Raw genomic sequence first — 21,656 nt, 5'->3', positions numbered from 1 at the left:
GATGGCGCCGAGGATCCTGGTCATGGGCGTTGCCGGCTGCGGCAAGTCCACGGTCGCCGCCCGGCTCGCCACCGCGCTCGGCTGCGCGCTGATCGAGGGCGACGACTTTCACCTGCCGCAGAGCCAGCACAAGATGCGCCACGGCATCGCGCTGGACGACGCCGACCGCTGGCCCTGGCTCGACCGGCTCGGCGTGCTGCTGGCCGAGGCGCCCGGCGGAGCTGTGCTCAGCTGCTCCGCGCTGAAGCGGCGTTATCGCGAACGCCTGCGCGCAGCGGTGCCGGCGCTGCAGACCGTGTTCATCGACATCGGCCCCGAGGAAGCCCGCGCGCGCGTGGCCGCCCGCCCCGCCCACCTGTTTCCGCCAAGCCTGGTGGCGAGCCAGTTCGAGGCGCTGGAGCCGCCGCTGGGCGAACCCGGTGTGCTGCGGGTGGACGCGATGCAGCCGCGCGCGGTGCAAGGCGAGGCGATACTTCGATGGCTCGGCCATGCCGCGCCCCAACCCTTGATGGAGACTCCGCCTTGAACCCCGTCCTCAAAAGCTTCGATCTCAGCGGGCGCACCGCGCTCATCACCGGCTCCAGCGCCGGCATCGGCCTGGCGCTCGCGCGTGGCCTCGCAGGCGCCGGCGCACGCATCGTCCTCAACGCGCGCAGCACCGACAAGCTCGAACAGGCGGCCGCCCGGCTGCGCGAGGAAGGCGCCACGGTCTTCACCGCGGCCTTCGACGTGACCGCCGGCGCGGCGGTGAACGCGGCCATCGAACGCATCGAAGCCGACATCGGTCCCATCGACATCCTCGTCAACAACGCCGGCATGCAGCGCCGCGGCCCGCTGGACCAGTTCGAGGAAGCGCACTGGCACGAGCTGATGAAGACCAACGTCGACAGCGTGTTCCTGGTCGGTCAGGCGGTGGCGCGGCGCATGATCCCGCGCAAGCGCGGCAAGATCATCAACATCTGCTCGGTGCAGAGCGAGCTGGGCCGCCCCGGCATCGCGCCGTACACCGCCAGCAAGGGTGCGGTGAAGATGCTCACCAAGGGCATGGCCATCGACTGGGGGCAGCACGGCATCCAGGTGAACGGCCTCGGCCCGGGCTACTTCAAGACCGAGCTGACCGATGCGCTGGTGAAGAACGAGGAGTTCACCGCCTGGCTGGTCGGACGCACGCCCTCGCGGCGCTGGGGCGATGTGGAAGACCTCGTGGGCGCGGCGGTGTTCCTCGCGAGCGAGGCCTCCAACTTCGTCAACGGCCACGTCCTCTATGTGGACGGCGGCGTCACCGCGACCCTCTGAACGCGCGCAAGAAGGAAGACACACACCATGGAAGCACTCGTCATCCACGCCCCCGGCGACCTGCGCGTCGAGGATGTCCCCACTCCCGAGCTCGGGCCCGGCCAGCTGCGCGTGCGCGTGCGCTGCGGCGGCATCTGCGGCTCGGACCTGCACTACTACCAGCACGGCGGCTTCGGCACCGTGCGCATCAAGGAGCCGATGGTGCTGGGCCACGAGGTGGCCGGCATGGTCGAGGCCGTGGGCGCCGCGGCAGGCGGCTTCGCTGCTGGCGAACGCGTCGCCATCAGCCCGAGCCGGCCGTGCGGGCTGTGCCGCTACTGCCAGCAGGGTCTGCAGAACCACTGCCTGGACATGCGCTACTACGGCAGCGCGATGCGCACGCCGCACGTGCAGGGCGCCTTCCGCCAGGAAATCGTGGTGGAGCACTGGCAGGCGCACCGGCTGGCCGATACGGTGAGCGACGGCGAGGGCTCGATGGCCGAGCCGCTCTCGGTGGCGCTGCACGCGGTGCGCCGCGCGGGGCCGCTGCTGGGCAAGAGCGTGCTGGTCACCGGCTGCGGGCCGATCGGCGCGCTGGCGATCATCGCGGCCCGGCGCGCGGGGGCGACGCACATCGTGGCCACGGACGTCGGCGCGCACACGCTGGGCAAGGCGCTCAAGGTCGGCGCCGACGAGGTCGTCAACGTGGCGGAGGAGCCCGATGGGCTCTCACGCTTCACGGCCGACAAGGGTCATTTCGACGTGCTGTTCGAGGCCAGCGGCAACCAGCGCGCGCTGGTCGGCGCCTTCGATGCGCTGCGCCCGCGCGGCATCATCGTGCAGCTGGGGCTGGGCGGCGAGATGCAGATCCCCATCAACACCATCGTGGCCAAGGAGTTCGACCTGCGTGGCGCCTTCCGCTTCCACGAGGAGTTCGCGGTCGCGGTGGAGCTGCTCAACAAGGGGCTGGTGGACGTGAAGCCGCTGATCTCGGCCACGCTGTCGTACCGCGATTCGGCGCGCGCCTTCGCGCTGGCGGCGGATCGCTCGCAGGCGATGAAGGTGATCCTGAACTTCGATTGAGCGAGGGGGGGGGCGGTCTCGCCCCGCTCCGCGCAAGGGCATCAGCCCTTCTTGTAGTTCGCGATGCCGTCCATGATCTCCTTCTTGGCTGCATCGATGCCTTCCCAGCCCAGCACCTTGACCCACTTGCCCTGCTCCAGATCCTTGTAGTGCTCGAAGAAGTGCGTGATGGCCTTCAGGCGCATCGGGTTGACGTCTTCCACCTTCTTCCAGTGGCTGTAGATCGGCAGTACCTTGTCGGTGGGCACGGCGAGGACCTTGCCGTCGACGCCGGCCTCGTCCTCCATCATCAGGATGCCGATGGGCCGGCAGGGCACGACCACGCCCGGCACCAGCGCCCAAGGGGTGATGACCAGCACGTCCACCGGATCGCCGTCTCCCGAGAGCGTTTGCGGCACATAGCCGTAGTTGGTCGGGTAGTGCATCGCCGTCGTCATGAAGCGGTCGACGAAGATCGCGCCGGACTCCTTGTCGACCTCGTACTTGATCGGATCGGCGTTCATCGGGATCTCGATGACGACGTTGAAGGCTTCGGGGGCGTCTTTGCCGGGGGAAACTTGGCCGAGGGACATAGGACGGTCTGTAGTGGATAGGTGTTAGAGAGATTCGGACAAACCCGAAGTTTACTTTCCGTGTCACGGCCCGGTCGCACCAAACCAGACTTTTGCCTGTAAATTGGTCCCGTTGGCCAATCGGCCCCGCCCTTCGGGCATCGGGGCTTCGAGGAAGCAACGCGGCGGAAGCACTGACCCGTACGCGTTGCGCACAGGGCTCCGTGCTTTCGTCTCCACAAGTCACAACGTACGAATGGAGAAGCAAGGCATGATCGGCAACACCCCACTCGTCCTCGCCATCGTCTGCGGCCTCGTGGCCGTGGGTTATGGCTTCTGGGCGCGCAGTTGGATTCTTTCGAAAGACCCCGGCAACGCCCGGATGCAGGAGATCGCGGCCGCGATCCAGACCGGCGCGGCGGCCTACCTGGCCAAGCAGTACCGCACCATCGCCGTCGTGGGCATCGTGCTCGCGATCCTGATCGGCGTCTTCCTCGACGCCACCACCGCCATCGGTTTCGTGATCGGCGCGGTGCTCTCGGGTGCCTGCGGCTTCATCGGCATGAACGTCTCGGTGCGCGCCAACGTGCGCACCGCGCAGGCAGCCACCCAAGGCATCGGTCCGGCGCTGGACGTCGCCTTCCGCGGCGGCGCCATCACCGGCATGCTGGTGGTGGGGCTCGGCCTGCTGGGGGTCTCGACCTTCTACTGGTTCCTGGCCGGCAACGGACAGCTGACACCCAGCACCAAGCTGGCCACCCTGCTCAATCCGCTGATCGGCTTCGCGTTCGGCTCGTCGCTGATCTCGATCTTCGCGCGGCTGGGCGGCGGCATCTTCACCAAGGGCGCCGACGTCGGAGCGGACCTCGTGGGCAAGGTCGAAGCCGGCATCCCGGAGGACGATCCGCGCAACCCGGCCGTGATCGCCGATAACGTGGGCGACAACGTCGGCGACTGCGCCGGCATGGCGGCCGACCTGTTCGAGACCTATGCGGTGACGCTGATCGCGACGATGGTGCTGGGCGCCCTCATGGTGGCGGCGGCGCCGGTCAATGCGGTGCTGTATCCGCTGGCGCTGGGGGCCGTGTCGATCATCGCTTCGATCATCGGCTGCTTCTTCGTGCGCGCCTCGCCGGGCATGATCAACGTGATGCCGGCGCTCTACAAAGGGCTGGCCGTGGCCGGCCTTCTGTCGCTGATCGCGTTCTGGTTCGTGACGCAGTGGCTCATCCCCGACAACGCGATCACGGCCTCGGGCAGCCAGATCAAGCTCTTCGGCGCCTGCTTCGTCGGCCTGGCGCTGACGGCGGCGCTGGTGTGGATCACCGAGTTCTACACCGGCACCCAGTACTCGCCGGTGCGGCACATCGCGCAGGCCTCGACGACCGGCCACGGCACCAACATCATCGCGGGCCTGGGTGTGTCGATGCGCTCGACCGCCTGGCCGGTGCTCTTCGTCTGTATCGCGATCCTGGCCTCCTACATGCTGGCCGGCCTCTACGGCATTGCGGTGGCGGCCACCGCCATGCTGAGCATGGCCGGCATCGTGGTGGCGCTCGACGCCTACGGCCCGATCACCGACAACGCCGGCGGCATCGCCGAGATGTCGGAACTGCCGGCCAGCGTTCGCGACATCACCGATCCGCTGGACGCCGTGGGCAACACCACCAAGGCGGTGACCAAGGGCTACGCCATCGGCTCGGCGGGCCTGGCCTCGCTGGTGCTGTTCGCCGACTACACGCACAAGCTGGAGACCTACGGTCAGGCCATCAGCTTCAACCTGAGCGAGCCGATGGTGATCGTTGGCCTCTTCATCGGCGGGCTGATCCCGTATCTGTTCGGCGCCATGGCAATGGAGGCGGTGGGGCGCGCGGCCGGCTCCGTGGTCGAGGAAGTGCGACGCCAGTTCCGCGAGATCCCCGGGATCATGGAAGGCACCGGCAAGCCCGAATACGGCCGCGCCGTCAGCATGCTGACCGGCGCCGCGATCAAGGAAATGATGATCCCGAGCCTGCTGCCGGTGGTGGTGCCGATCCTGGTCGGCCTGCTGCTGGGGCCAAAGGCGCTCGGGGGGCTGCTCATGGGCACCATCGTCACCGGCCTGTTCGTCGCCATCTCGATGTGCACCGGCGGCGGCGCCTGGGACAACGCCAAGAAGTACATCGAGGACGGCCACCACGGCGGCAAGGGCTCCGAGGCGCACAAGGCCGCAGTCACCGGCGACACCGTGGGCGATCCCTACAAGGACACGGCCGGCCCGGCGGTGAACCCGCTGATCAAGATCATCAACATCGTGGCGCTGCTCATCGTCCCGCTGGTGGTCAAGTTCCATGCAGGCGACGTCGGCGCGATGACCACGCCCGCGATCTCGCCGGCTCCCGCGGTCGCACCCGCGCTCGCGCCCGCACCGGCCGCGGCGCCTGCGGCCGAGGTGAAGGTTCAGTAGAAGTGGGAAGCTGCGGCGGCCGGTGGCCGCCGCACCCAAAGGCCAGGCTTGTCAACGAATCCGGCGCGAAGCGGCTTCGTTGGCAGCGCTTCAGTTCAGCGTTGCGCCGTGGGTCGGCAGCGCGCCCTGCTCGGTGCGCAGCGGCACGCCTTGGAGCGTGTCGAAGTCGGACGGCGACTCCGGGGGGCGCGTCTCCTCCATTTCGTGCAGCGCCGCGACCCAGCGGCCAGCCGCCGAGTTGGCCGGCTCGTCATTGGTGAAGACGCCGTCACGGATATAGAAGGTCTCGCCGGCAGGCCGCTCCGTGTGCAACTCGATCAGGCGCGCGATCGGGAAGGTGTAGGTAACGAGCTTCTCCTTGGTCTTGCGGTCCTTGCCGCCGCAATTGAAGAAGCCTTCGGCGGCAATGACGATGCAGGAGCCGTCGACCTCGGCATCCACCTCGCCTCCGAGGCGCCAGACGGCGGTGGGAAGCCGCACGCGCACCTTGTCGATCACCAGATCGCGCTGCTTGTTCAGGGCGTTCAGCGGAGGGACCAGTGAGCGCAGTTGGCGCAGGCGCTCGGCAAAGTTGTCGTCGATGGTGAAGTCCACGTGGTGCGTGGCACCGCCCGAGCGCTTGACGACCTGCATGACGACATGACGCGGAGGCCGGCTCATGGCAAATCGCCCTTCCCCCTCGCGTGGAGGCGCCGCAACCAATAGCAGTGAATGGTTTTAAGCGGATTCATTAATCGACCGTGAATTAGAACTTAGGTATTGACGCAAATATTTGCATCAATTGTTTCCAACTGTAGATCGATTTCGGCGCTTTTGATAGTCGATTTGCAGAACCAAATGGAATCGCTCGACTACGTCATGAAAGCGCCATTAAAGCGCGCCGCGGGAGCCATGAGGCGCGGGCTCCGCGGCGCCAAGCAGCGACCTTGCGGCGCGATTTACGCCGAGGCAGCCGCCTCTGCTTCGTCGAGCGCCTTGCAGGAAGGTGCGCAAACCGTCTGCGACTTGCCCAGGAACTGGCGCGTGCGCATCTGCGAGCGCACGCGGTGCTTGCCGCACAGGAAGCAGGACATGGTCGCACCGCTGAAGGAAGCCGAGGCGCGGAAGGGGGAGCCCGAGGCCTTGGCCTTGTAGCGAAGGCCATCGGCGACGATGGCAGTCTTGACCTCAGCCTTGGCCATGGGCGGTGTCCGACTCGGTACGGCGCTTCGCACGCTGGGTCTTCGGCGCCGAGATTTGGGTAGCGTTCATGAGTGGGGATGTGGGGGCGGAGATGCAAGATTACAAGTGACCGCCGGCAGCGCCAGTCTCCTGCGCAACCTGGCACTGTAGCAGCAGGCAGTACAGCCCCTCGATGAATACGGGGACCCCGAGTCCCGAAGTCCTGTGCGTGCGCGGGCAACGGGGCGTCGGCCGCAGGCGCACTTTCAACGCGGCTGCCTGACGTGCTCGAACTGCATCAGGTAGAGCGCGGCCGTGTGGCGCGCGGTGTCGGCGATGCGGCGCGCCGCATCGCCCTCCTCGTCCAGCGCAATCGCCATTTCGACCGCGGCCAGCCAGCGCTTCAGGTGGTTCTCGTCGTTTTGCCCGTGGTACTCGAGGAAGCGCAAAGCCCCCGGCGAGAGCTTCACGCCGGCCTTGATCAGCGGCAGCAGGGCCGGCACGATGCGCTGGCCCGTGCCCTCGATGATGTAGATCGCGCCCAGCAGGCCGATCGGGTTCCGCGTCGCGGCCAGGCCATGCAGGTAGGCGCTGAGCGCCTCGCCGCCCGGGTTGCGGCGCAGCGCGTCGATGTCGGCGACCGCGCCGCCGGCCTTGCGGTAGTCGTCGAACAGGAGCATGAAATCGTCCTGCTCCTCGCCGGCATGCACGCCGATGAGGGACGCCAGCGCCTGGTAACGCTGGCTCAGCGAGGCGGCGCCTTCGCGCATCCACTTGCTGCCTTCGCGCACCTGGGGAATCCAGTTCTCCATCCAGTTCAGGTAGTCCGGCAGCGCGAAGCGGCGCTCGCGGATCTGCCGGACCAGCGGCGTGCGCCAGACGCCCGAGCGGTAGTCGTGCCAGATCGAGGCGAGTTCGGTGAGCAGGCCGCCCAGGGCTTCGGGCGCGCCGGCCGGATCGTGCGGCGCTGAGACGGCCTCGGCCTCGGCCTCGGCCTCGGCATCGGCAGCGACCGCCGCCCGCGCGCGCACCGGAGCGGAAACGGGTGCGGCATCCGCCGCCTCGACCTCGAACAGCATGTACGCCGCCATGAAGCGCCCCGACTCGGGCACGTAGCAGAAGATCTGTTCGCCCGGCTTCACGAGCCTGGTATGCAGGAACTCGGCCAGCATGACCATGATCGAGGCGGCGCCGGTGTTGCCGCGCCAGGCCAGGTTGCTGTACCAGCGCTCGCGCGGGATGGCGAGGCCGGCCTTCTGCATCAGGCCGTCGACCACCGGAATGAACTTTTCCGACGAGTAGTGGCACAGGAAATGATCGACCCGCCCGGGATCGAGCCAGCCCTCGCGCACCAGCCCCGCGTACTCGTGGATGCCGATGTCGAACAGGTGCGGGAGCAGCCGGATGTCCTGGCGCAGCGACAGCGCGCCCGCGGCCTCGGCCTCGCCCCAGGAGGCGAAGTCCAGGTGCCCGCGGGCGCGGTCCTCGGTCAGGCCCAGCTGCATGCACACCGGGTAGTCGCCCGAGAAGGCACGCTGGTGGATCCACTTCAGGCGCAGCCGGACGGCGGATGCGCCGGGCGTCCCGGCCAGTGCCGGTGCGCCGTCCGACAGCAGGATCGCCCCGGCGCCATCGGAGAGCATCCAGCGCAGGAAGTGCGAGTCGAAATCGCAGTCGTAGCCTCGGGCCGCGAAACGCGAGCGCTTGAAGAGGCGCGAAGGCATTTCGCTCGCCACGGCCAGCGCCGAGCGGTGCGCCCCCATCTCCACGCCCTGGGCGGCCGCCTGGATGGCCGACACGCCGGCCGCGCAGATGCCGTGCACCGACAGCGTCTCCATCGGCGGCGCCGCGAGTTCGCCCTGGATCATGTTGGCGAAGCCCGGCATCAACGTGTCGCCGCCCGAGGAGCCACTGGCCAGCAGCGAGACGCGCGAGAGCTCGGCCCCGCCCTGTTGCAGGCAGTGGCGGATCGCCGCCGCCGCCAGCTGCGCGTTGCTGTGCACGGTGCGGCCCTCGGGGTCGATGGCGTAGTAACGCTCGCGGATGCCGTTCTCGGCCAGGATGCGCCGCTTGATGCGTTCCGACATGCGGTTGAGAGGCGCGATGTAGGCGTCCATGCCTTCGTTCGACACCGGTTTGCCCGGCATGAAGTAGCCGGCGCTTTCGAGATGGACGTTTTGGAACGGGACGGGCATGGATCAGGGCGGTGGGAGGGCGCTCGCGGGCATCAGCGAGCGGCTGCGAAAGCGCGGCACCAACGCGCCCAGCACGAACACCCGCGCCATGTAGGTCAGCAGGCCACGCTCGTTGAGCGCCGGGTGGACGCGCGCCCGGTAGCACTCGCGGTGCAGCCGCCCGAGCTCCGACCAATGGATGTGCGAATGCTCGTGATGCGCGGTGTGCAGGCCGATGTTGAAGAGCAGCGGATTGACCAGCCCTTCGAAGTTTCGCGCGTAGTCGAGGGAGCCGCCCTTCGTCCCCGGCCGGCCGTCCGCATGCGCGTGCTGCAGGTAATTGGTGGCCAGCAGCCAATGCAGGCCATGCAGCTGCGGCAGGATCACGAACAACAGGGCGCGGTGCCAGTCGAGCGCCAGCAGCGCCGCCCAGCTGCCCAGCCACCACGCATATTGCGTCATGCAGTAGCGCCATGCGCCGGGCCAGTGGCGGCGCAGCGTCGCCAGCCACGCGATGAACAGGGGGTAGAGCACGGCCGCCGCCTGCAGCGGATGGATCAGGTAGCCCCAGAGGTGATTCGTGTCGCCGCCGAAACGATAGGTGCGCGCCGCATCCCGGGGCCCATGCCGGAAGCGGTGGTGATTGGCCACGTGCGCCGGCCAGAACACGAAGGTCGGATGGCCCTGCAGCAGGGTCAGCCAGACATCGGTGAAGCGGTTCGCCCTGCGGCCGCGCCACAGGCGCATGTGCGCATGGTTGTGGTGGATCACGCTGATGCCGAGCGTGAGAAAGAGCATCGGGCCGTAGAGCAGCCAACTGAAGCCGTGCACCCACTGCCACGCCGAGAGCGCCGGCAGCAGCGCGAGGTAGGCGAGGCTTTGCCAGTCGCGCCAGTGGCGCAGCCGCGGCAGGACGAGCCGGCGCGCAGGCGGGGAGCGCAACGATGTCGCCACGCGCCGGCTACAGCAGCATTTCCGGAACGATCGGCGCGATCAGCCGGTTGTAGAAACGCTGCAGGAAGGTCGCCTCCGGCTCGCTGGTCAGTACCATTTCCTTCTCGCCATCGGTGGTCAGCCATTCGAGGCGACCGGTGCCCTTGGCCAGCCGCAGGCGGTAGGAGTTCTGCACCCGGCTCACGCTGATCACGCGCAGCAATTCGCGTGCGAGTTGCGGGCTGTCGATCAGCATGCCCATCTCGGTGTTCTGGGTGGCCGAGCGCGGGTCGAGGTTGGCCGAGCCGATCAGGACGCGCGAGCGGTCGATGGCCGCCGTCTTTGCGTGCAGCCGGCCCAGCGAGCTGCCGAAGGAGCCGAAGCGCTTGCTGGCCGTGGTGCGTTCGGGGCTCAGCTCGTAGAGGTCGGCCCCCGATTTCAGCAGGCGCTCGCGATAGCGCATGTAGCCGGTGTGTACCAGCGGCTCATCGTTGGCTGCCAGCGAATTGGTCAGGAGCACGAGCTTGATCTTGCGCCTGCCCAGATCTTCGAAGGCGGCCATGCCCTTCTCGCCCGGCACCAGGTAGGGCGAGGTCATCTGCACCTCCTGCTTGGCCTCGAGCAGCCGCTCCCAGATCCGCATCGTGACGCTGGTGGCCAACGCTTCGTCGGCCGACATGGTGGCGGGCTTGGTGGGCGGGTCGGCGACGGCGTGGGCCACGCCCCACAGCAGGCCCATGCGCCCCTCGTCGAGCTCTTCGGAAATCGGCCCGTAACCCAGGATGTCATTGGGCGGCAGCACGATCTTGGGCGGCGGTGCGGCCATGCCGATCCACGAGTCGAACTCGGCGGTGCCCGGCGTTACGCCACCCTGTCCGCGCACGATGTCCTGGATCGGCCAGACCTGCTCGCTGTTCCAGTAGGTGTCGAAGATGGTCTCGAGCTGCGGCACGACCTTCCCCACCACGACTGCGTCCATGTCGATGAAGTTCTGCGCCTCGCTCAGCACGAAGTACTCGTCGGCGATGTTGCGCCCGCCGACCACCGCCATCGCGCCGTCCGCGATGAACAGCTTGTTGTGCATGCGGTGATTGAGTCGGGCGATCTCCTGCGGGGAAGCGAGGAAGCGCGAAAGAAAGCCGTCGCGTCCGCAACAGAAGGGGTTGAAGAGCCGCACCTCGATGTTGGGCGTCTGGGACAAGGCGAGCAGCAGGTACTGGCTCTTGCTCGTGTAGAGGTCGTCGACCAGGATGCGCACCTTGACGCCGCGCGCCGCGGCCTCCCGCAGCGAACGCATCAGCAGCCGGCCGACGGCGTCGTTCTCGAGCTGGTAGTACTGCACCACGAGCGAGCGCTCGGCCCGCTGCGCGAGCTGGATGCGCGCATCGAGCGAATACACGCCCAGGGGCATCAGGCGAAACCCGGAGTGCTCACCGGGGGGTGTCGAGGCCGCCACCACCTTGGCCAGCGTGGTCGACGGATCGGCCGGCGCCGCGTACTGCGCTGGCCGTTCCCGGGCCGGCGGCAGCGAGCCGCAGGCCCCTAGCCCGGCGGCGAGGACGCACAGCAGCGCGGCGCGCAGCAGATGGACCCATGCGTTCATGATCTTTCCTCTCTCTTGCCATGTTCCGGATACGGCGGCAGGCCCTTGGCGGTTTCACCCTGCCGCGCAGCCGATCCGGGCTCTAGAATTTCGCGATGCCCCTTCCCGGAGTTACATCATGACCCGACGGATTCTCGCGCGTATCGCCGCCATCGCATTGACAGCCACGGCTCTTTCTCCAGCCCTGGCGGCGCTGGACATCGGCGATCCGGTGCCCAAGTTCACCGCCACCGCCGCGCTGGGGGGCAAGACCTTCCGCTATTCGCTGGCGGACGCACTGGCCAAGGGGCCGGTGGTGGTGTATTTCTTCCCGGCGGCCGGCACCACCGACTGCAACATCGAGGCGCATGCCTTCGCCGAGGCCATGGGCCAGTTCGAAGCGGTCGGCGCCACGGTGATCGGCGTCTCGGCCGACGACATCGATACGCTGAAGGACTTCTCGGTGAAGCAGTGCCAGAGCAAGTTCCCGGTTGCGGCCGACCAGTCGAAGGTCGTGATCGAGGGTTTCGACGCGCTGATGCAGACCCGCCCCGACTTCGCGAACCGGCTGTCATATGTGGTCGCGCCCAACGGCACGGTCGCCTCCTATTACCAGAACCTGAACCCGGACAAGCACGTGGAACGCATGCTCAACGCGGTGAAGGCGCTGCCGAAGACTGTCTCCAGCCGCTGAGGCCTTCCCCCAGGGACGCGGCCTGTCGCTTTCGCGCACAATTTCGGCCATGCAGCTCCACTACATCGCCAACGAAAGCGTCCCCTCCTCCTCCGGCCGGACCCTCCCCGTCCTGGACCCTTCCGACGGGCAGGCCTTCGACGAACTGCAGCGCGGCGATGCCGCCGACATCGACGCAGCCGTGCGGGCGGCGCGCGACTGCTTCGAGGGCAGCTGGCAGAAACTGAGCGCGGCCGAGCGCGGCCGGCTGCTCTACAAGCTGTCGCAGAAGATCGCCGAGCACACGGACGAGCTCGCGCTGCTCGAGCAGCGCGACTGCGGCAAGCCCGTCAAGCAGGCGCGCGCCGATGCGCTGGCGCTGGTGCGCTACTTCGAGTTCTACGCCGGCGCCTGCGACAAGCTGCATGGCGAAACCATCCCCTACCAGGACGGCTACAGCGTCTTCACCTGGCGCGAGCCGCACGGCGTCACCGGCCATGTCATCCCGTGGAACTACCCGATGCAGATCTTCGGCCGCAGCGTCGGCGGGGCGCTGGCCGCGGGCAATGTCTGCGTGGTCAAGCCTTCCGAGGATGCTTGCCTGTCCCTGATCCGCGTGGCGCAGCTGGCGGCGGAGGTGGGCTTCCCGCCCGGGGCGATCAACATCGTGACCGGCTACGGCCACGAGGTGGGCGACGCGCTGGCGAGGCACCCCGGCATCGACCACATCAGCTTCACCGGCAGCCCGAAGGTGGGCACGCTGATCCAGCAGGTGGCGGCCGAGCGCCATTGCCCCGTGACGCTCGAGCTCGGCGGCAAGAGCCCGCAGATCATCTTCGCCGACGCCGACCTCGGCGCCGCCATCCCGGTGCTGATCAACGCCATCGTGCAGAACGCCGGCCAGACCTGCTCGGCCGGCTCGCGTGTTCTGGTCGAGCGCGAGATCTACGAGCTGTTGCTGGAACGCCTGGGCCAGGCCTTCGAGGCGCTGCGCGTCGGGCCCGCGGCGATGGACCTGGACGTGGGCCCGCTGATCCGCCAGACCCAGCAGCAGCGCGTCTGGGACTTCCTGTCCGACGCCCAGCACGCCGGCATCCCGATGGTGGCCCAGGGCGTGGTGGTCGACGAAGCGCCGCAGACCGGCTTCTACCAGGCGCCCACGCTGCTGCGCGACGTGCCGGTGACGCACCGCCTGGCGCAGGAGGAAGTCTTCGGCCCGGTGCTCGCTGCCATGTCCTTCCGCGACGAGGACGAGGCGGTGGCACTGGCCAACGCCACCCAGTTCGGCCTGGTCGCCGGCATCTGGACGAAGGACGGCGGGCGCCAGTTCCGCATGGCCAAGCGGGTGAGGAGCGGGCAGGTCTTCATCAACAACTACGGCGCCGGCGGCGGCGTGGAGCTGCCCTTCGGCGGCGTCAAGTCATCGGGCTATGGCCGCGAGAAGGGCTTCGAGGCGCTCTACGGCTTCACCACGCTCAAGACCGTGGCGGTTCGCCACGGCTGATCCCTTCGACGGGGTGCCTACACTCCCCGTTTCTTCCCTCATCCCCGGAGACCCAAGGCATGCGCGTCAAAGACAAATCCATCATCGTGACCGGCGCCGGCGGCGGCATCGGGGAAGGCATCGCCAAGCGGCTGGCCGCCGAAGGTGCGCAGGTCATCGTGAACGACATCGCCAGCGAGCCCGGCGAACAGGTGGTCCAGGCCATCCGGCGCGCCGGCGGCAAGGCCTCCTTCTTCGCCGCCGATGTCACGAAGTCGGCCGAGGTCCAGGCCCTGGTCACCGCCGCGGTACAGCGCCACGGCAAGCTCGACGTGATGGTCAACAACGCCGGCTGGACCCACCGCAACCGACCCGCCCTCGAAGTGAGCGAGGAAGAGTTCGACCGCTGCTTCGCCGTCAACATGAAGAGCATCTATCTCTCCACCATCCACGCCGTGCCGGCCTTCCGCGCCAATGGCGGCGGCGCCTTCATCAACATCGCCTCCACGGCGGGCGTGCGTCCTCGCCCGGGCCTGACCTGGTACAACGGCTCGAAAGGCGCGGTGATCACCACCAGCAAGTCGCTGGCCGCCGAGTTCGGCCCTGACAACATCCGCGTCAACTGCATCAACCCCGTGTTCAACCCCGACACGGGGCTGGCGGCCGAGTTCGCCGGCGGCCCGATCACCGAGGAGCGCAAGGCCAGGTTCCTCGCCACCATCCCGCTGGGCCGCTTCTCCACCGCGCTCGACGTGGCCAACGCGGCGCTTTACCTGGCCAGCGACGAGGCGGCGTTCATCAGCGGCGTGTGCATCGAGGTGGACGGGGCGCGCTGCGTCTAGATTCCGGGGAAGCGGGAACGGGCATCCGGACGCGGAGTGCGCGAAGCGTCCCCTGCGTCCGCATGCCCGCTTTCACCAGGCCGCTATTCAGCCGAAAAGGGGCGGCAGGCCCGGCAATGGGGTAAATTGCCCTTTCCCCATGAGCAGCAAGCACATCGTCCCCGTCTCCCAGATCGGTCGCGCACAACGCGCCGCGCCGCTGCCGACGCACGCGGTACCGGCCACCGGAGTGCTGCTCGACCGGCTTGCGCGCCCGCTCACCGATCTGCGCATCAGCGTCACCGACCGCTGCAACTTCCGCTGCAGCTACTGCATGCCCAAGGAAGTCTTCGACAAGGACTACCAGTACCTGCCGCACAGCGCACTGTTGAGCTTCGAGGAAATCACCCGGCTGGCCCGCATCTTCGCCGCGCACGGAGTGCACAAGATCCGGCTCACCGGCGGCGAGCCGCTGCTGCGCAAGAACCTCGAGCTGCTCATCGAGCAGCTGGCGGCGATCCGCACACCCGAAGGCAAGCCGCTCGACCTGACGCTGACCACCAACGGCTCCCTGCTCGCGCGCAAGGCCGAAGCGCTCAAGGCAGCCGGCCTGCAGCGCGTCACCGTCAGCCTCGACGGCCTGGACGACGCCGTGTTCCGCCGCATGAACGACGTCGACTTCCCGGTCGCCGAAGTGCTCACCGGCCTCGACGCAGCACACGCCGCCGGGCTGGGCCCGATCAAGGTCAACATGGTGGTCAAGCGCGGCACCAACGAGCAGGAGATCCTGCCGATGGCCCGGCGCTTCCGCGGCACCGGCGTCGTGCTGCGCTTCATCGAGTACATGGACGTCGGCGCCACCAACGGCTGGCGCATGGACGAGGTGCTCCCCTCGGCCGAGGTGCTGCAGCGCGTCGCCGCCGAGTTCCCGATCGAGCCGCTCGAAGCGACGGCCCCGGGCGAGACCGCCCAGCGCTGGGCGTACCGCGACGGCGGCGGCGAGATCGGCGTGATCAGCAGCGTGACCCAGGCTTTCTGCCATGACTGCACCCGCGCGCGCCTGTCGACCGAAGGCAAGCTCTACCTGTGCCTCTTCGCGACCGCCGGCCACGACCTGCGGCCGCTGCTGCGCGGCGATGCCGACGATGCGCAGATCGCCTCCGCGATCGGCCATATCTGGCAGGGCCGCGCCGACCGCTATTCCGAGCTGCGCGCGCTGCGCGGTCCCGACACGGAGGCGTCCAGCGGCGCGCGCCGTGTCGAGATGAGCTACATCGGCGGATGAGCCCCGCACGGTCGCCCGAATGAACACACCGACCGCCATCGCCCCCGGCGAGATCACCGGCCTCGTCCTCGCCGGCGGCCGCGGCTCGCGCATGGGCGGTGTCGACAAGGGCCTGCAGAACTTCAACGGCACGCCGCTCGCGCTGCACGCGCTGATGCGGCTGCAGCCGCAGGTCGGCGAGCTGATGATCAACGCCAACCGCAACCTCTCGGCCTACGAATCCTTCGGCGTGCCGGTCTGGCCGGATGGCCTGGCCGACTATGCCGGGCCACTGGCCGGCTTCCTGACCGGGCTGGAGCGCTGCGAGACGCCCTACCTGCTCACCGTGCCCTGCGACACGCCGCTGTTCCCCTTCGACCTGGCGGAGCGCCTGGGCGAGGCGCTGCTGGTGCAAGACGCCGAGATCGCCATGGTCAACGCCCCCGAGGCCGCCGCCGAAGCGGACGGCGCCTCGGCCCTGCGGCCGCAGCCCGTCTTCTGCCTGCTGCGCGCCACCCTGCTCGAAAGCCTGGTGCGCTTTACGCAGGAGGGCGGCCGCAAGATCGATCGCTGGACCGCCCGGCACCGCACGGCGCTGGTGCCCTTCGACCGCCCGGGCGATGCGCCCGATGCCTTCTTCAACGCCAACACGCTGGCCGAGCTGCACGCGCTCGAAGGCCAGCGACGCTGATCCGGGTTCCCCCAATGAGCCGCATCGCCGAGATTGCCGCCGAACTGGCGGGCTACGACCCCAAGGCGCTCGGCGTCGACGCGGTGCAGGCCTTCCTGACGCGGCTCGCGCAATCGGCCGTCGTCACCCAGACCGAGCGGATCGCCCTGCGCGATGCCCTGGGCCGGGTGCTGGCCGAGGACATCGTCTCGCCCGTGAGCGTGCCGCCGCACGACAACTCGGCCATGGACGGCTTCGCCTTCGACGGCGCCGTGCTGCCGACGGGCGCGGCCAGCGATGCTTCGGTGAGCCTGCGCGTGGTCGGCACAGCGCTCGCCGGCGCGGCCTGGCGCGGCACGCTGGCACCCGGCGATGCGGTCAAGATCATGACCGGTGCCGTGATGCCGGCCGGCCTCGACACCGTAGTCCCGCAGGAGTTCTGCTTCGTCGAGGGCGAGCAGGTGCGCTTTCCTGCCAAGGCGCTGCGACGGGGCGACAACCGCCGCCTGGCCGGCGAGGACCTGCAGCAGGGCCAGCCCGCCCTGCTGCGTGGCGAACGCCTGTCGCCGGCTGCGCTGGGCATGGTGGCCAGCCTCGGTTTGCCGATGGTGCCGGTGCTGCGGCGCCTGCGCGTGGCCTACTTTTCCACCGGCGACGAGATCCTGAGCTTGGGCGAGCTGCCGCGTGAAGGCGCGGTCTACGACAGCAACCGCTACACCGTGTTCGGCCTGCTCACCCGCCTCGGCTGCGAGGTGATCGACCTCGGCCTGGTGCGCGACGATCCCGCCGCGCTGGCCGACACGCTGCGCCGCGCCGCGACCGAGGCCGACGCCATCATCACCAGCGGCGGCGTCAGCGTGGGCGAGGCCGACCACACGCGCGCCGTGATGCAGCAGCAGGGTGACATGGCCTTCTGGCGGGTCGCGATGCGCCCCGGACGGCCGATGGCGGTCGGGCTCATCCCCAGGCCGCGCGGCGCCGGCGGTACGGCCGTGCTGTTCGGGCTGCCCGGCAATCCGGTGGCGGTGATGGTCACCTTCCTCGCCTTCGTGCGGCCGGCCCTGCTGCGCATGATGGGCTGCCACGAAAGGGCCTGCGCGCCGCCGCCCCTGCTGCGCGCCAGGAGCGTCGATGCGATCCGCAAGAAGCCGGGCCGCACCGAGTACCAGCGCGGCCGCGTCGAAGCCGTGCCGGGCGCGCTGCCCGAGGTGCGCATTGCCGGCAACCAGGGCTCCGGCGTGCTCAGCTCGATGGTCGAGGCCAACGGACTGGTCGTGCTGCACCACGCGCAGGGCAGCGTGGCGGCGGGTGACCTGGTCGACGTGATGATGTTCGAGGGCGTGATCTAGGACACGCGAACCCCACTCCGTGCAGGAGGCGCGCATGCTCGCAGCCAGAATCGAGTTGATGCAGCAGATGCCGATCTTTGGCGCCATCGATGCCGCAACCCTCGAGTTCCTGCTCGAACCGGCGCCGGTGATCGAGGTCGCGGCCGGCGACTACTTCTGCCGCGAGGGCGATCTGGCCGACGGCATGTACGTGCTCGAGCGCGGCCGCGTGACCGTGTCGAAGAGTTGGGAAGACCAGCGCTTGCTGCTGCGCCGGCTCGGGCCGGGCGACTGCTTCGGCGAGATGGCGCTCCTGGACCTGTTCCCGCGCAGCGCCTCGATTCGGGCCGACGAGGACTGCAGCGCGATTCGGCTCACCTCCGACAACCTGCTGCGCCTGTTCGAGCACGATGCCACGCAGTTCGCGCTGATCCAGATGAACATCGGGCGCGAGCTCAGCCGGCGCCTGCGCCACACCGACGCCCTGCTGTTCCGCGCCCGCATGGGCGAGGTGCTGGAGGCGCCGGAGCGTCTCGTCACACGTCCGGCGGACCTGTAGCCGGACCCTGCCGGCAGCGCCCTAGAGCCGCCCCAGCGCGCGCTCCACGCCCTTGTTGGCCAGCATGTCGGCGCGCTCGTTGCCCGGATCGCCCGAGTGGCCCCTGACCCAGCGCCATTCGATCTGGTGGCCGCCTTCGGACACCAGCTTGTCCAGTTCCTTCCACAGCTCCACGTTCTTCACCGGCTGCTTGGTCGAGGTGACCCAGCCCTTGGCCTTCCAGCCGCGGATCCATTCGGTGATGCCCATGCGCACGTATTGGCTGTCGAGGTAGAGGAGCACCTTGCAGGGTCGCTTGAGCGCGGCCAGTCCCTCGATCACCGCCTTGAGCTCCATGCGGTTGTTGGTGGTGTTGAGCTCGCCGCCGAAAAGCTCCTTCTCGGTCGTCCCCGACTTGAGCCAGGCGCCCCAGCCGCCAGGGCCTGGGTTGCCCTTGCAGGCGCCGTCGGTGTAGATCTGCACTTCGTTCAAGAACCGTTTCCTTGTCGTTGTCGTGTCCGGTGATGGTGATGTCCGCGGTGCACCTTGCCGGCGATCGGCACCGGCGCGCTCGCACGCTGCGCCGCCCGGCGCCAGTCGGCCGACAGCAGCCGCATGCCGCGCACCCGCTTGACCGCGACCACGAAGTACACCGCGCCGAAGATCGGCCACCAACGCTCGCCCAGGGTGTCGATCCAGCGGCAGCGTTCGAGCCAGGTCTCACTGCGCACGGCCGGCCGGTAGATGCCGAAGTCCCCCGACTCGACTTCGAAGCTCAGGAGGCGCAGCCAGTCGCGCATGCGCCGGTAGCCGATGAAGTCGCCCGATTCGGGCAGGAACAGCTCGCCGAAGCCCAGCCGCCGATACAGGTGCGCGCGCCACTGGCGCATGCCCCACAGGCTGGCCGGGTTGAGCCCGCAGATGACCACGCGGCCCTCCGGCACCAGCACGCGCTCGACCTCGCGCAGGGTGCCGTGCGGGTCGTGGCTGAGTTCCAGCGCATGGGGCAGCACCACCAGGTCCAGGCTGTTGGCCGAAAAAGGCAGCGCCGTGAAGTCGGTGACGAGGGCGCTCTTGCAAGCCGCCGCCGGATCATCCAGCGCCAGCCAGCGATGCGGCATGCGGTTGGCACGCAGGCCCTCGACCTCGGCCAGGCCGAGCTGCAGCGCGTGATAGCCGAAGACGTCGGCCACGGCCTGGTCGAAGCGGGACTGCTCCCACGCCAGCAGGTAGCGGCCGGGAGGGGTCTGGAACCACTCGTGCAAACCTATAATTTGACCGCTCATGAAGCTCGTTCCACTGCCCGCCTTTGCCGACAACTACATCTGGATGCTGCAGGACGGGCGCAACGCGATCGTGGTCGACCCGGGCGACGCCGCGCCGGTGTTCGATGCACTCGCCCGCGGCCATCTGCAGTTGGCCGCGATTCTAGTCACGCACCATCATGCCGATCACACCGGCGGTGTCGCGGCCCTGCGCGACGCCACGGGCGCGCCGGTCTTCGGTCCGGCGACCGAAGCGATTCCCGAGCCCCTCACGCGCCTCTCGCAAGGCGACCATGCCGAGGTGCTGGGCCTGCGCTTCGAGGTGATCGAGGTGCCCGGCCACACGGCGGGGCACATCGCCTACTTCCTGCCGGCCGATGCGGCAAACACCGCCGCCGGTGCGCCGGCGCCGCTCGTCTTCTGCGGCGACACGCTGTTCTCGGGCGGCTGCGGCCGCCTCTTCGAAGGCACGGCCGCGCAGATGCTCGCCTCGCTCGACGCCCTGGCCGCCCTCCCCGGCGAAACCCGCGTGTGCTGCGCCCACGAATACACACTTGCCAACCTTCGATTCGCACGGGCGGTGGAACCCGGCAACGCCGACCTGACTCACTACACGGCGCAATGCGAGGCATTGCGTGCGCGCGGCGAGCCGACGCTGCCCTCGCAGCTGGCCATCGAGCGCCGTATCAATCCCTTTCTTCGCAGCCGCGAAGCCACTGTCCTGCAAGCGGTCCGTGCCCATGCCGGCCTTCCCGCACGAAGCGGCGAGGCCGACGTGTTCGCCGCGCTGCGCCAATGGAAAAACGACTTCCGATGAAATTCATCCTTGCTGCCTGCCTGGCCGGTTCGCTGCTGCTCGCGGGCTGTGCGAGCACCACCGGCTCGGGTTCCTCCGCCTCCTCCGATCCCACGGCATCGAGCGCTGCCGCGGCGCCGGTCTATCCCGGCGGTGCGCTGACCCCCATCACCTCCGGCACCACCCGTTCGCGCTCCGTGGTCACGCTGGCCCCGCCGGTCGACATGTGGGACCGCATCCGTCGCGGCTTCAAGATGCCCGACCTCGACAACGAGCTGGTGCGCGACCGCGAGCAGTGGTATGCGAGCCGGCCCGACTACATGCAGCGCATGACCGAGCGCTCGAGCCGCTACATCTTCCACATCGTCGAGGAACTCGAGCGCCGCGACATGCCCACCGAGCTGGCGCTTCTGCCCTACATCGAGAGCGCCTTCAACCCGCAGGCCGTCTCGAGCGCCAAGGCCGCCGGCATGTGGCAGTTCATGCCCGCCACCGGCACCGACTTCGACCTCAAGCAGAACATCTTCCGCGATGACCGCCGCGACGTCGTCGCCTCGACCCGCGCCGCGCTCGACTACCTGCAGAAGCTCTACGGCATGTTCGGCGACTGGCAGCTTGCACTGGCGGCCTACAACTGGGGCGAGGGCAACGTGAGCCGCGCCATCGCCAGGAACCAGCGCGCCGGCCTGCCCACCGGCTACGCCGACCTCAACATGCCGACAGAGACCCGGTACTACGTGCCCAAGCTGCAGGCGGTGAAGAACATCGTCGCCAACCCGGAGCGCTTCAACGCCGAGTTGCCGGTGATCGCCAACCATCCCTACTTCCAGACCGTCACGCTCAAGCGCGACCTCGACGTCGCCCTGGCCGCCAAGCTGGCCGACGTCAACATCGAGGACTTCCGCGCGCTCAATCCTTCGGCCCACAAGCCGGTACTGCTGGCCGCAGGCACGCCCGAAATCCTGCTGCCCTGGGACAACGCCGCCGTGTTCCAGCGCAATTTCGAGGCCTACAGCCAGGGCCAGTACGCGAGCTGGACCGCCTGGACCGTGCCCTCCACCATGACCGTGGCCGACGCCGCCCAGCGCGCCGGCATGAGCGAGTCCGACCTGCGCGCCATCAACAGCGTGCCCCCGCGCATGCTGATCAAGGCAGGCTCGACGCTGATCGTGCCGCGCGGCGCGCGCGTGCAGGAAGACGTGCAGGCCACCGTCGCCGACACCGGCCACCTGAGCTTCCAGCCCGAGATCGTCACCCGGCGCACGGTGGTCAAGGCCGGCCGCAGCGACACCGTCGCGAGCATCGCCCGCCGCTACAAGCTCAGCCCCGCCAGCGTTGCCGAATGGAACGACGTCAAGACCAGCCATGTCTTCCAGCGAGGAGGACAAGTGGTGGTCTTCCTGCCGGTGCGCGCCTCGGGCATCGCGGCCGTCGGCCGAGGCGCGGGGCGCGGGCGGAACGACAGCACCGTGGTCGTGACCAGCAAGCGCGGCGGCGGCGTCGTCAAGACCAGCGCTGCCAGGAACGCACCAGTCGACCGGTCGGCGTCGTCGAGCAAGATCGTGCGCGAGAAGCGCGGCGGCAAGCCGTCCAAGAAGAAGCGCTAGCGCAAG

General features: G+C 68.7%; 21 protein-coding genes. 13 read left to right on the top strand and 8 right to left on the bottom strand.

Annotated features, from left to right (window positions below):
• Nucleotide 1 precedes the first annotated feature (1 nt).
• From J2739_RS05460 to J2739_RS05450, 3 genes are read left to right on the top strand one after another with little or no spacing between them, the layout of a single operon-like run.
• The gene (locus J2739_RS05460) at nt 2–526 is read left to right on the top strand and encodes a gluconokinase (RefSeq protein WP_309899330.1); all 525 of its coding nucleotides are present in this window, start codon (nt 2–4) and stop codon (nt 524–526) included.
• A complete protein-coding gene (locus J2739_RS05455) occupies nt 478–1,296 on the top strand; it encodes a glucose 1-dehydrogenase (protein ID WP_405053831.1) in 819 nt (272 codons plus the stop codon). The genes J2739_RS05460 and J2739_RS05455 overlap by 49 nt, the downstream gene beginning before the upstream one ends.
• A 27-nt stretch (nt 1,297–1,323) precedes the next feature.
• On the top strand, nt 1,324–2,358 hold the full coding sequence (locus tag J2739_RS05450; RefSeq protein WP_309899325.1) for an L-idonate 5-dehydrogenase: 1,035 nt from the start codon (nt 1,324–1,326) through the stop codon (nt 2,356–2,358).
• Nucleotides 2,359–2,399: 41 nt separating this feature from the next.
• Here the strand turns inward: J2739_RS05450 and ppa are convergent, their stop codons facing one another.
• On the bottom strand, nt 2,400–2,930 hold the full coding sequence (gene ppa, locus J2739_RS05445; RefSeq protein WP_309899323.1) for an inorganic diphosphatase: 531 nt from the start codon (nt 2,928–2,930) through the stop codon (nt 2,400–2,402).
• 250 nt (nt 2,931–3,180) lie between these two features.
• Here ppa and J2739_RS05440 point away from each other — a divergent pair, with 250 nt between their 5' ends.
• Nucleotides 3,181–5,355 (top strand): sodium-translocating pyrophosphatase, encoded by a 2,175-nt coding sequence (locus J2739_RS05440; protein WP_309899321.1) that lies wholly within the window; start codon nt 3,181–3,183, stop codon nt 5,353–5,355.
• A 90-nt stretch (nt 5,356–5,445) separates the two neighbouring features.
• Here the strand turns inward: J2739_RS05440 and J2739_RS05435 are convergent, their stop codons facing one another.
• The 5 genes from J2739_RS05435 to J2739_RS05415 form a co-directional block, all read right to left on the bottom strand.
• The gene (locus J2739_RS05435; protein ID WP_309899318.1) at nt 5,446–6,015 is read right to left on the bottom strand and encodes a hypothetical protein; all 570 of its coding nucleotides are present in this window, start codon (nt 6,013–6,015) and stop codon (nt 5,446–5,448) included.
• A gap of 278 nt (nt 6,016–6,293) precedes the next feature.
• The gene (locus J2739_RS05430; RefSeq protein ID WP_309899316.1) at nt 6,294–6,536 is read right to left on the bottom strand and encodes a hypothetical protein; all 243 of its coding nucleotides are present in this window, start codon (nt 6,534–6,536) and stop codon (nt 6,294–6,296) included.
• Nucleotides 6,537–6,782: 246 nt separating this feature from the next.
• The gene (locus J2739_RS05425; RefSeq protein WP_309899314.1) at nt 6,783–8,711 is read right to left on the bottom strand and encodes an iron-containing redox enzyme family protein; all 1,929 of its coding nucleotides are present in this window, start codon (nt 8,709–8,711) and stop codon (nt 6,783–6,785) included.
• A 3-nt stretch (nt 8,712–8,714) separates the two neighbouring features.
• Complete coding sequence (locus tag J2739_RS05420; protein WP_309899312.1) at nt 8,715–9,632, bottom strand: fatty acid desaturase; 918 nt, start codon at nt 9,630–9,632, stop codon at nt 8,715–8,717.
• A 19-nt stretch (nt 9,633–9,651) separates the two neighbouring features.
• Entirely contained in the window at nt 9,652–11,226 is a 1,575-nt protein-coding gene (locus J2739_RS05415) for a phospholipase D family protein (protein WP_309899309.1), read from the bottom strand.
• Between the two features lie 118 nt (nt 11,227–11,344).
• Here J2739_RS05415 and J2739_RS05410 point away from each other — a divergent pair, with 118 nt between their 5' ends.
• The 7 genes from J2739_RS05410 (at nt 11,345) to J2739_RS05380 (ending at nt 18,003) form a co-directional block, all read left to right on the top strand.
• Complete coding sequence (locus tag J2739_RS05410; protein ID WP_309899306.1) at nt 11,345–11,899, top strand: peroxiredoxin; 555 nt, start codon at nt 11,345–11,347, stop codon at nt 11,897–11,899.
• A gap of 49 nt (nt 11,900–11,948) precedes the next feature.
• Entirely contained in the window at nt 11,949–13,382 is a 1,434-nt protein-coding gene (locus tag J2739_RS05405) for an aldehyde dehydrogenase family protein (protein WP_309899305.1), read from the top strand.
• A gap of 59 nt (nt 13,383–13,441) precedes the next feature.
• A complete protein-coding gene (locus J2739_RS05400) occupies nt 13,442–14,203 on the top strand; it encodes an SDR family oxidoreductase (protein WP_309899303.1) in 762 nt (253 codons plus the stop codon).
• A 139-nt stretch (nt 14,204–14,342) separates the two neighbouring features.
• Nucleotides 14,343–15,467, top strand: coding sequence for a GTP 3',8-cyclase MoaA (gene moaA, locus J2739_RS05395; protein ID WP_309899300.1), 1,125 nt, complete (start codon nt 14,343–14,345; stop codon nt 15,465–15,467).
• A 19-nt stretch (nt 15,468–15,486) separates the two neighbouring features.
• On the top strand, nt 15,487–16,137 hold the full coding sequence (gene mobA / locus J2739_RS05390) for a molybdenum cofactor guanylyltransferase MobA (protein ID WP_309899298.1): 651 nt from the start codon (nt 15,487–15,489) through the stop codon (nt 16,135–16,137).
• Nucleotides 16,138–16,151: 14 nt separating this feature from the next.
• Nucleotides 16,152–17,465, top strand: coding sequence for a molybdopterin molybdotransferase MoeA (gene moeA, locus J2739_RS05385; protein WP_309899295.1), 1,314 nt, complete (start codon nt 16,152–16,154; stop codon nt 17,463–17,465).
• Nucleotides 17,466–17,499: 34 nt separating this feature from the next.
• Nucleotides 17,500–18,003 (top strand): Crp/Fnr family transcriptional regulator, encoded by a 504-nt coding sequence (locus J2739_RS05380; protein ID WP_309899293.1) that lies wholly within the window; start codon nt 17,500–17,502, stop codon nt 18,001–18,003.
• Nucleotides 18,004–18,024: 21 nt separating this feature from the next.
• Here J2739_RS05380 and rnhA read toward each other — a convergent pair whose 3' ends face one another.
• Nucleotides 18,025–18,474: a ribonuclease HI gene (gene rnhA / locus J2739_RS05375; protein WP_309899291.1), complete on the bottom strand. Its 450-nt coding sequence runs from the start codon at nt 18,472–18,474 to the stop codon at nt 18,025–18,027.
• A complete protein-coding gene (locus tag J2739_RS05370) occupies nt 18,471–19,247 on the bottom strand; it encodes a class I SAM-dependent methyltransferase (protein WP_309899955.1) in 777 nt (258 codons plus the stop codon). The genes rnhA and J2739_RS05370 overlap by 4 nt, the downstream gene beginning before the upstream one ends.
• 19 nt (nt 19,248–19,266) lie before the next feature.
• Here J2739_RS05370 and gloB point away from each other — a divergent pair, with 19 nt between their 5' ends.
• Nucleotides 19,267–20,064 carry a hydroxyacylglutathione hydrolase gene (gene gloB / locus J2739_RS05365; RefSeq protein WP_309899289.1) on the top strand — a complete coding sequence of 266 codons (798 nt, stop codon included), beginning with the start codon at nt 19,267–19,269 and terminating at the stop codon, nt 20,062–20,064.
• Nucleotides 20,061–21,650 carry a transglycosylase SLT domain-containing protein gene (locus tag J2739_RS05360; RefSeq protein ID WP_309899287.1) on the top strand — a complete coding sequence of 530 codons (1,590 nt, stop codon included), beginning with the start codon at nt 20,061–20,063 and terminating at the stop codon, nt 21,648–21,650. The genes gloB and J2739_RS05360 overlap by 4 nt, the downstream gene beginning before the upstream one ends.
• Nucleotides 21,651–21,656: the final 6 nt, after the last annotated feature.

Origin of the sequence: Variovorax soli, assembly GCF_031454625.1 — a bacterium.
GTDB classification, from domain to species: domain Bacteria; phylum Pseudomonadota; class Gammaproteobacteria; order Burkholderiales; family Burkholderiaceae_C; genus Variovorax; species Variovorax soli_A.
This window is presented reverse-complemented; position numbering and strand designations above follow the sequence as displayed.

Excerpts from the sequence above, each read along its gene's own strand:
- J2739_RS05460 (WP_309899330.1), top strand. The coding sequence starts at position 2 with ATGGCGCCGAGGATCCTGGTCATGGGCGTTGCCGGCTGCGGCAAGTCC.
- J2739_RS05455 (WP_405053831.1), top strand. The coding sequence starts at position 478 with ATGGCTCGGCCATGCCGCGCCCCAACCCTTGATGGAGACTCCGCCTTG.
- J2739_RS05450 (WP_309899325.1), top strand. The coding sequence starts at position 1,324 with ATGGAAGCACTCGTCATCCACGCCCCCGGCGACCTGCGCGTCGAGGAT.
- ppa (WP_309899323.1), bottom strand. The coding sequence starts at position 2,930 with ATGTCCCTCGGCCAAGTTTCCCCCGGCAAAGACGCCCCCGAAGCCTTC.
- J2739_RS05440 (WP_309899321.1), top strand. The coding sequence starts at position 3,181 with ATGATCGGCAACACCCCACTCGTCCTCGCCATCGTCTGCGGCCTCGTG.
- J2739_RS05435 (WP_309899318.1), bottom strand. The coding sequence starts at position 6,015 with ATGAGCCGGCCTCCGCGTCATGTCGTCATGCAGGTCGTCAAGCGCTCG.
- J2739_RS05430 (WP_309899316.1), bottom strand. The coding sequence starts at position 6,536 with ATGGCCAAGGCTGAGGTCAAGACTGCCATCGTCGCCGATGGCCTTCGC.
- J2739_RS05425 (WP_309899314.1), bottom strand. The coding sequence starts at position 8,711 with ATGCCCGTCCCGTTCCAAAACGTCCATCTCGAAAGCGCCGGCTACTTC.
- J2739_RS05415 (WP_309899309.1), bottom strand. The coding sequence starts at position 11,226 with ATGAACGCATGGGTCCATCTGCTGCGCGCCGCGCTGCTGTGCGTCCTC.
- J2739_RS05410 (WP_309899306.1), top strand. The coding sequence starts at position 11,345 with ATGACCCGACGGATTCTCGCGCGTATCGCCGCCATCGCATTGACAGCC.
- J2739_RS05405 (WP_309899305.1), top strand. The coding sequence starts at position 11,949 with ATGCAGCTCCACTACATCGCCAACGAAAGCGTCCCCTCCTCCTCCGGC.
- J2739_RS05400 (WP_309899303.1), top strand. The coding sequence starts at position 13,442 with ATGCGCGTCAAAGACAAATCCATCATCGTGACCGGCGCCGGCGGCGGC.
- moaA (WP_309899300.1), top strand. The coding sequence starts at position 14,343 with ATGAGCAGCAAGCACATCGTCCCCGTCTCCCAGATCGGTCGCGCACAA.
- mobA (WP_309899298.1), top strand. The coding sequence starts at position 15,487 with ATGAACACACCGACCGCCATCGCCCCCGGCGAGATCACCGGCCTCGTC.
- moeA (WP_309899295.1), top strand. The coding sequence starts at position 16,152 with ATGAGCCGCATCGCCGAGATTGCCGCCGAACTGGCGGGCTACGACCCC.
- J2739_RS05380 (WP_309899293.1), top strand. The coding sequence starts at position 17,500 with ATGCTCGCAGCCAGAATCGAGTTGATGCAGCAGATGCCGATCTTTGGC.
- gloB (WP_309899289.1), top strand. The coding sequence starts at position 19,267 with ATGAAGCTCGTTCCACTGCCCGCCTTTGCCGACAACTACATCTGGATG.
- J2739_RS05360 (WP_309899287.1), top strand. The coding sequence starts at position 20,061 with ATGAAATTCATCCTTGCTGCCTGCCTGGCCGGTTCGCTGCTGCTCGCG.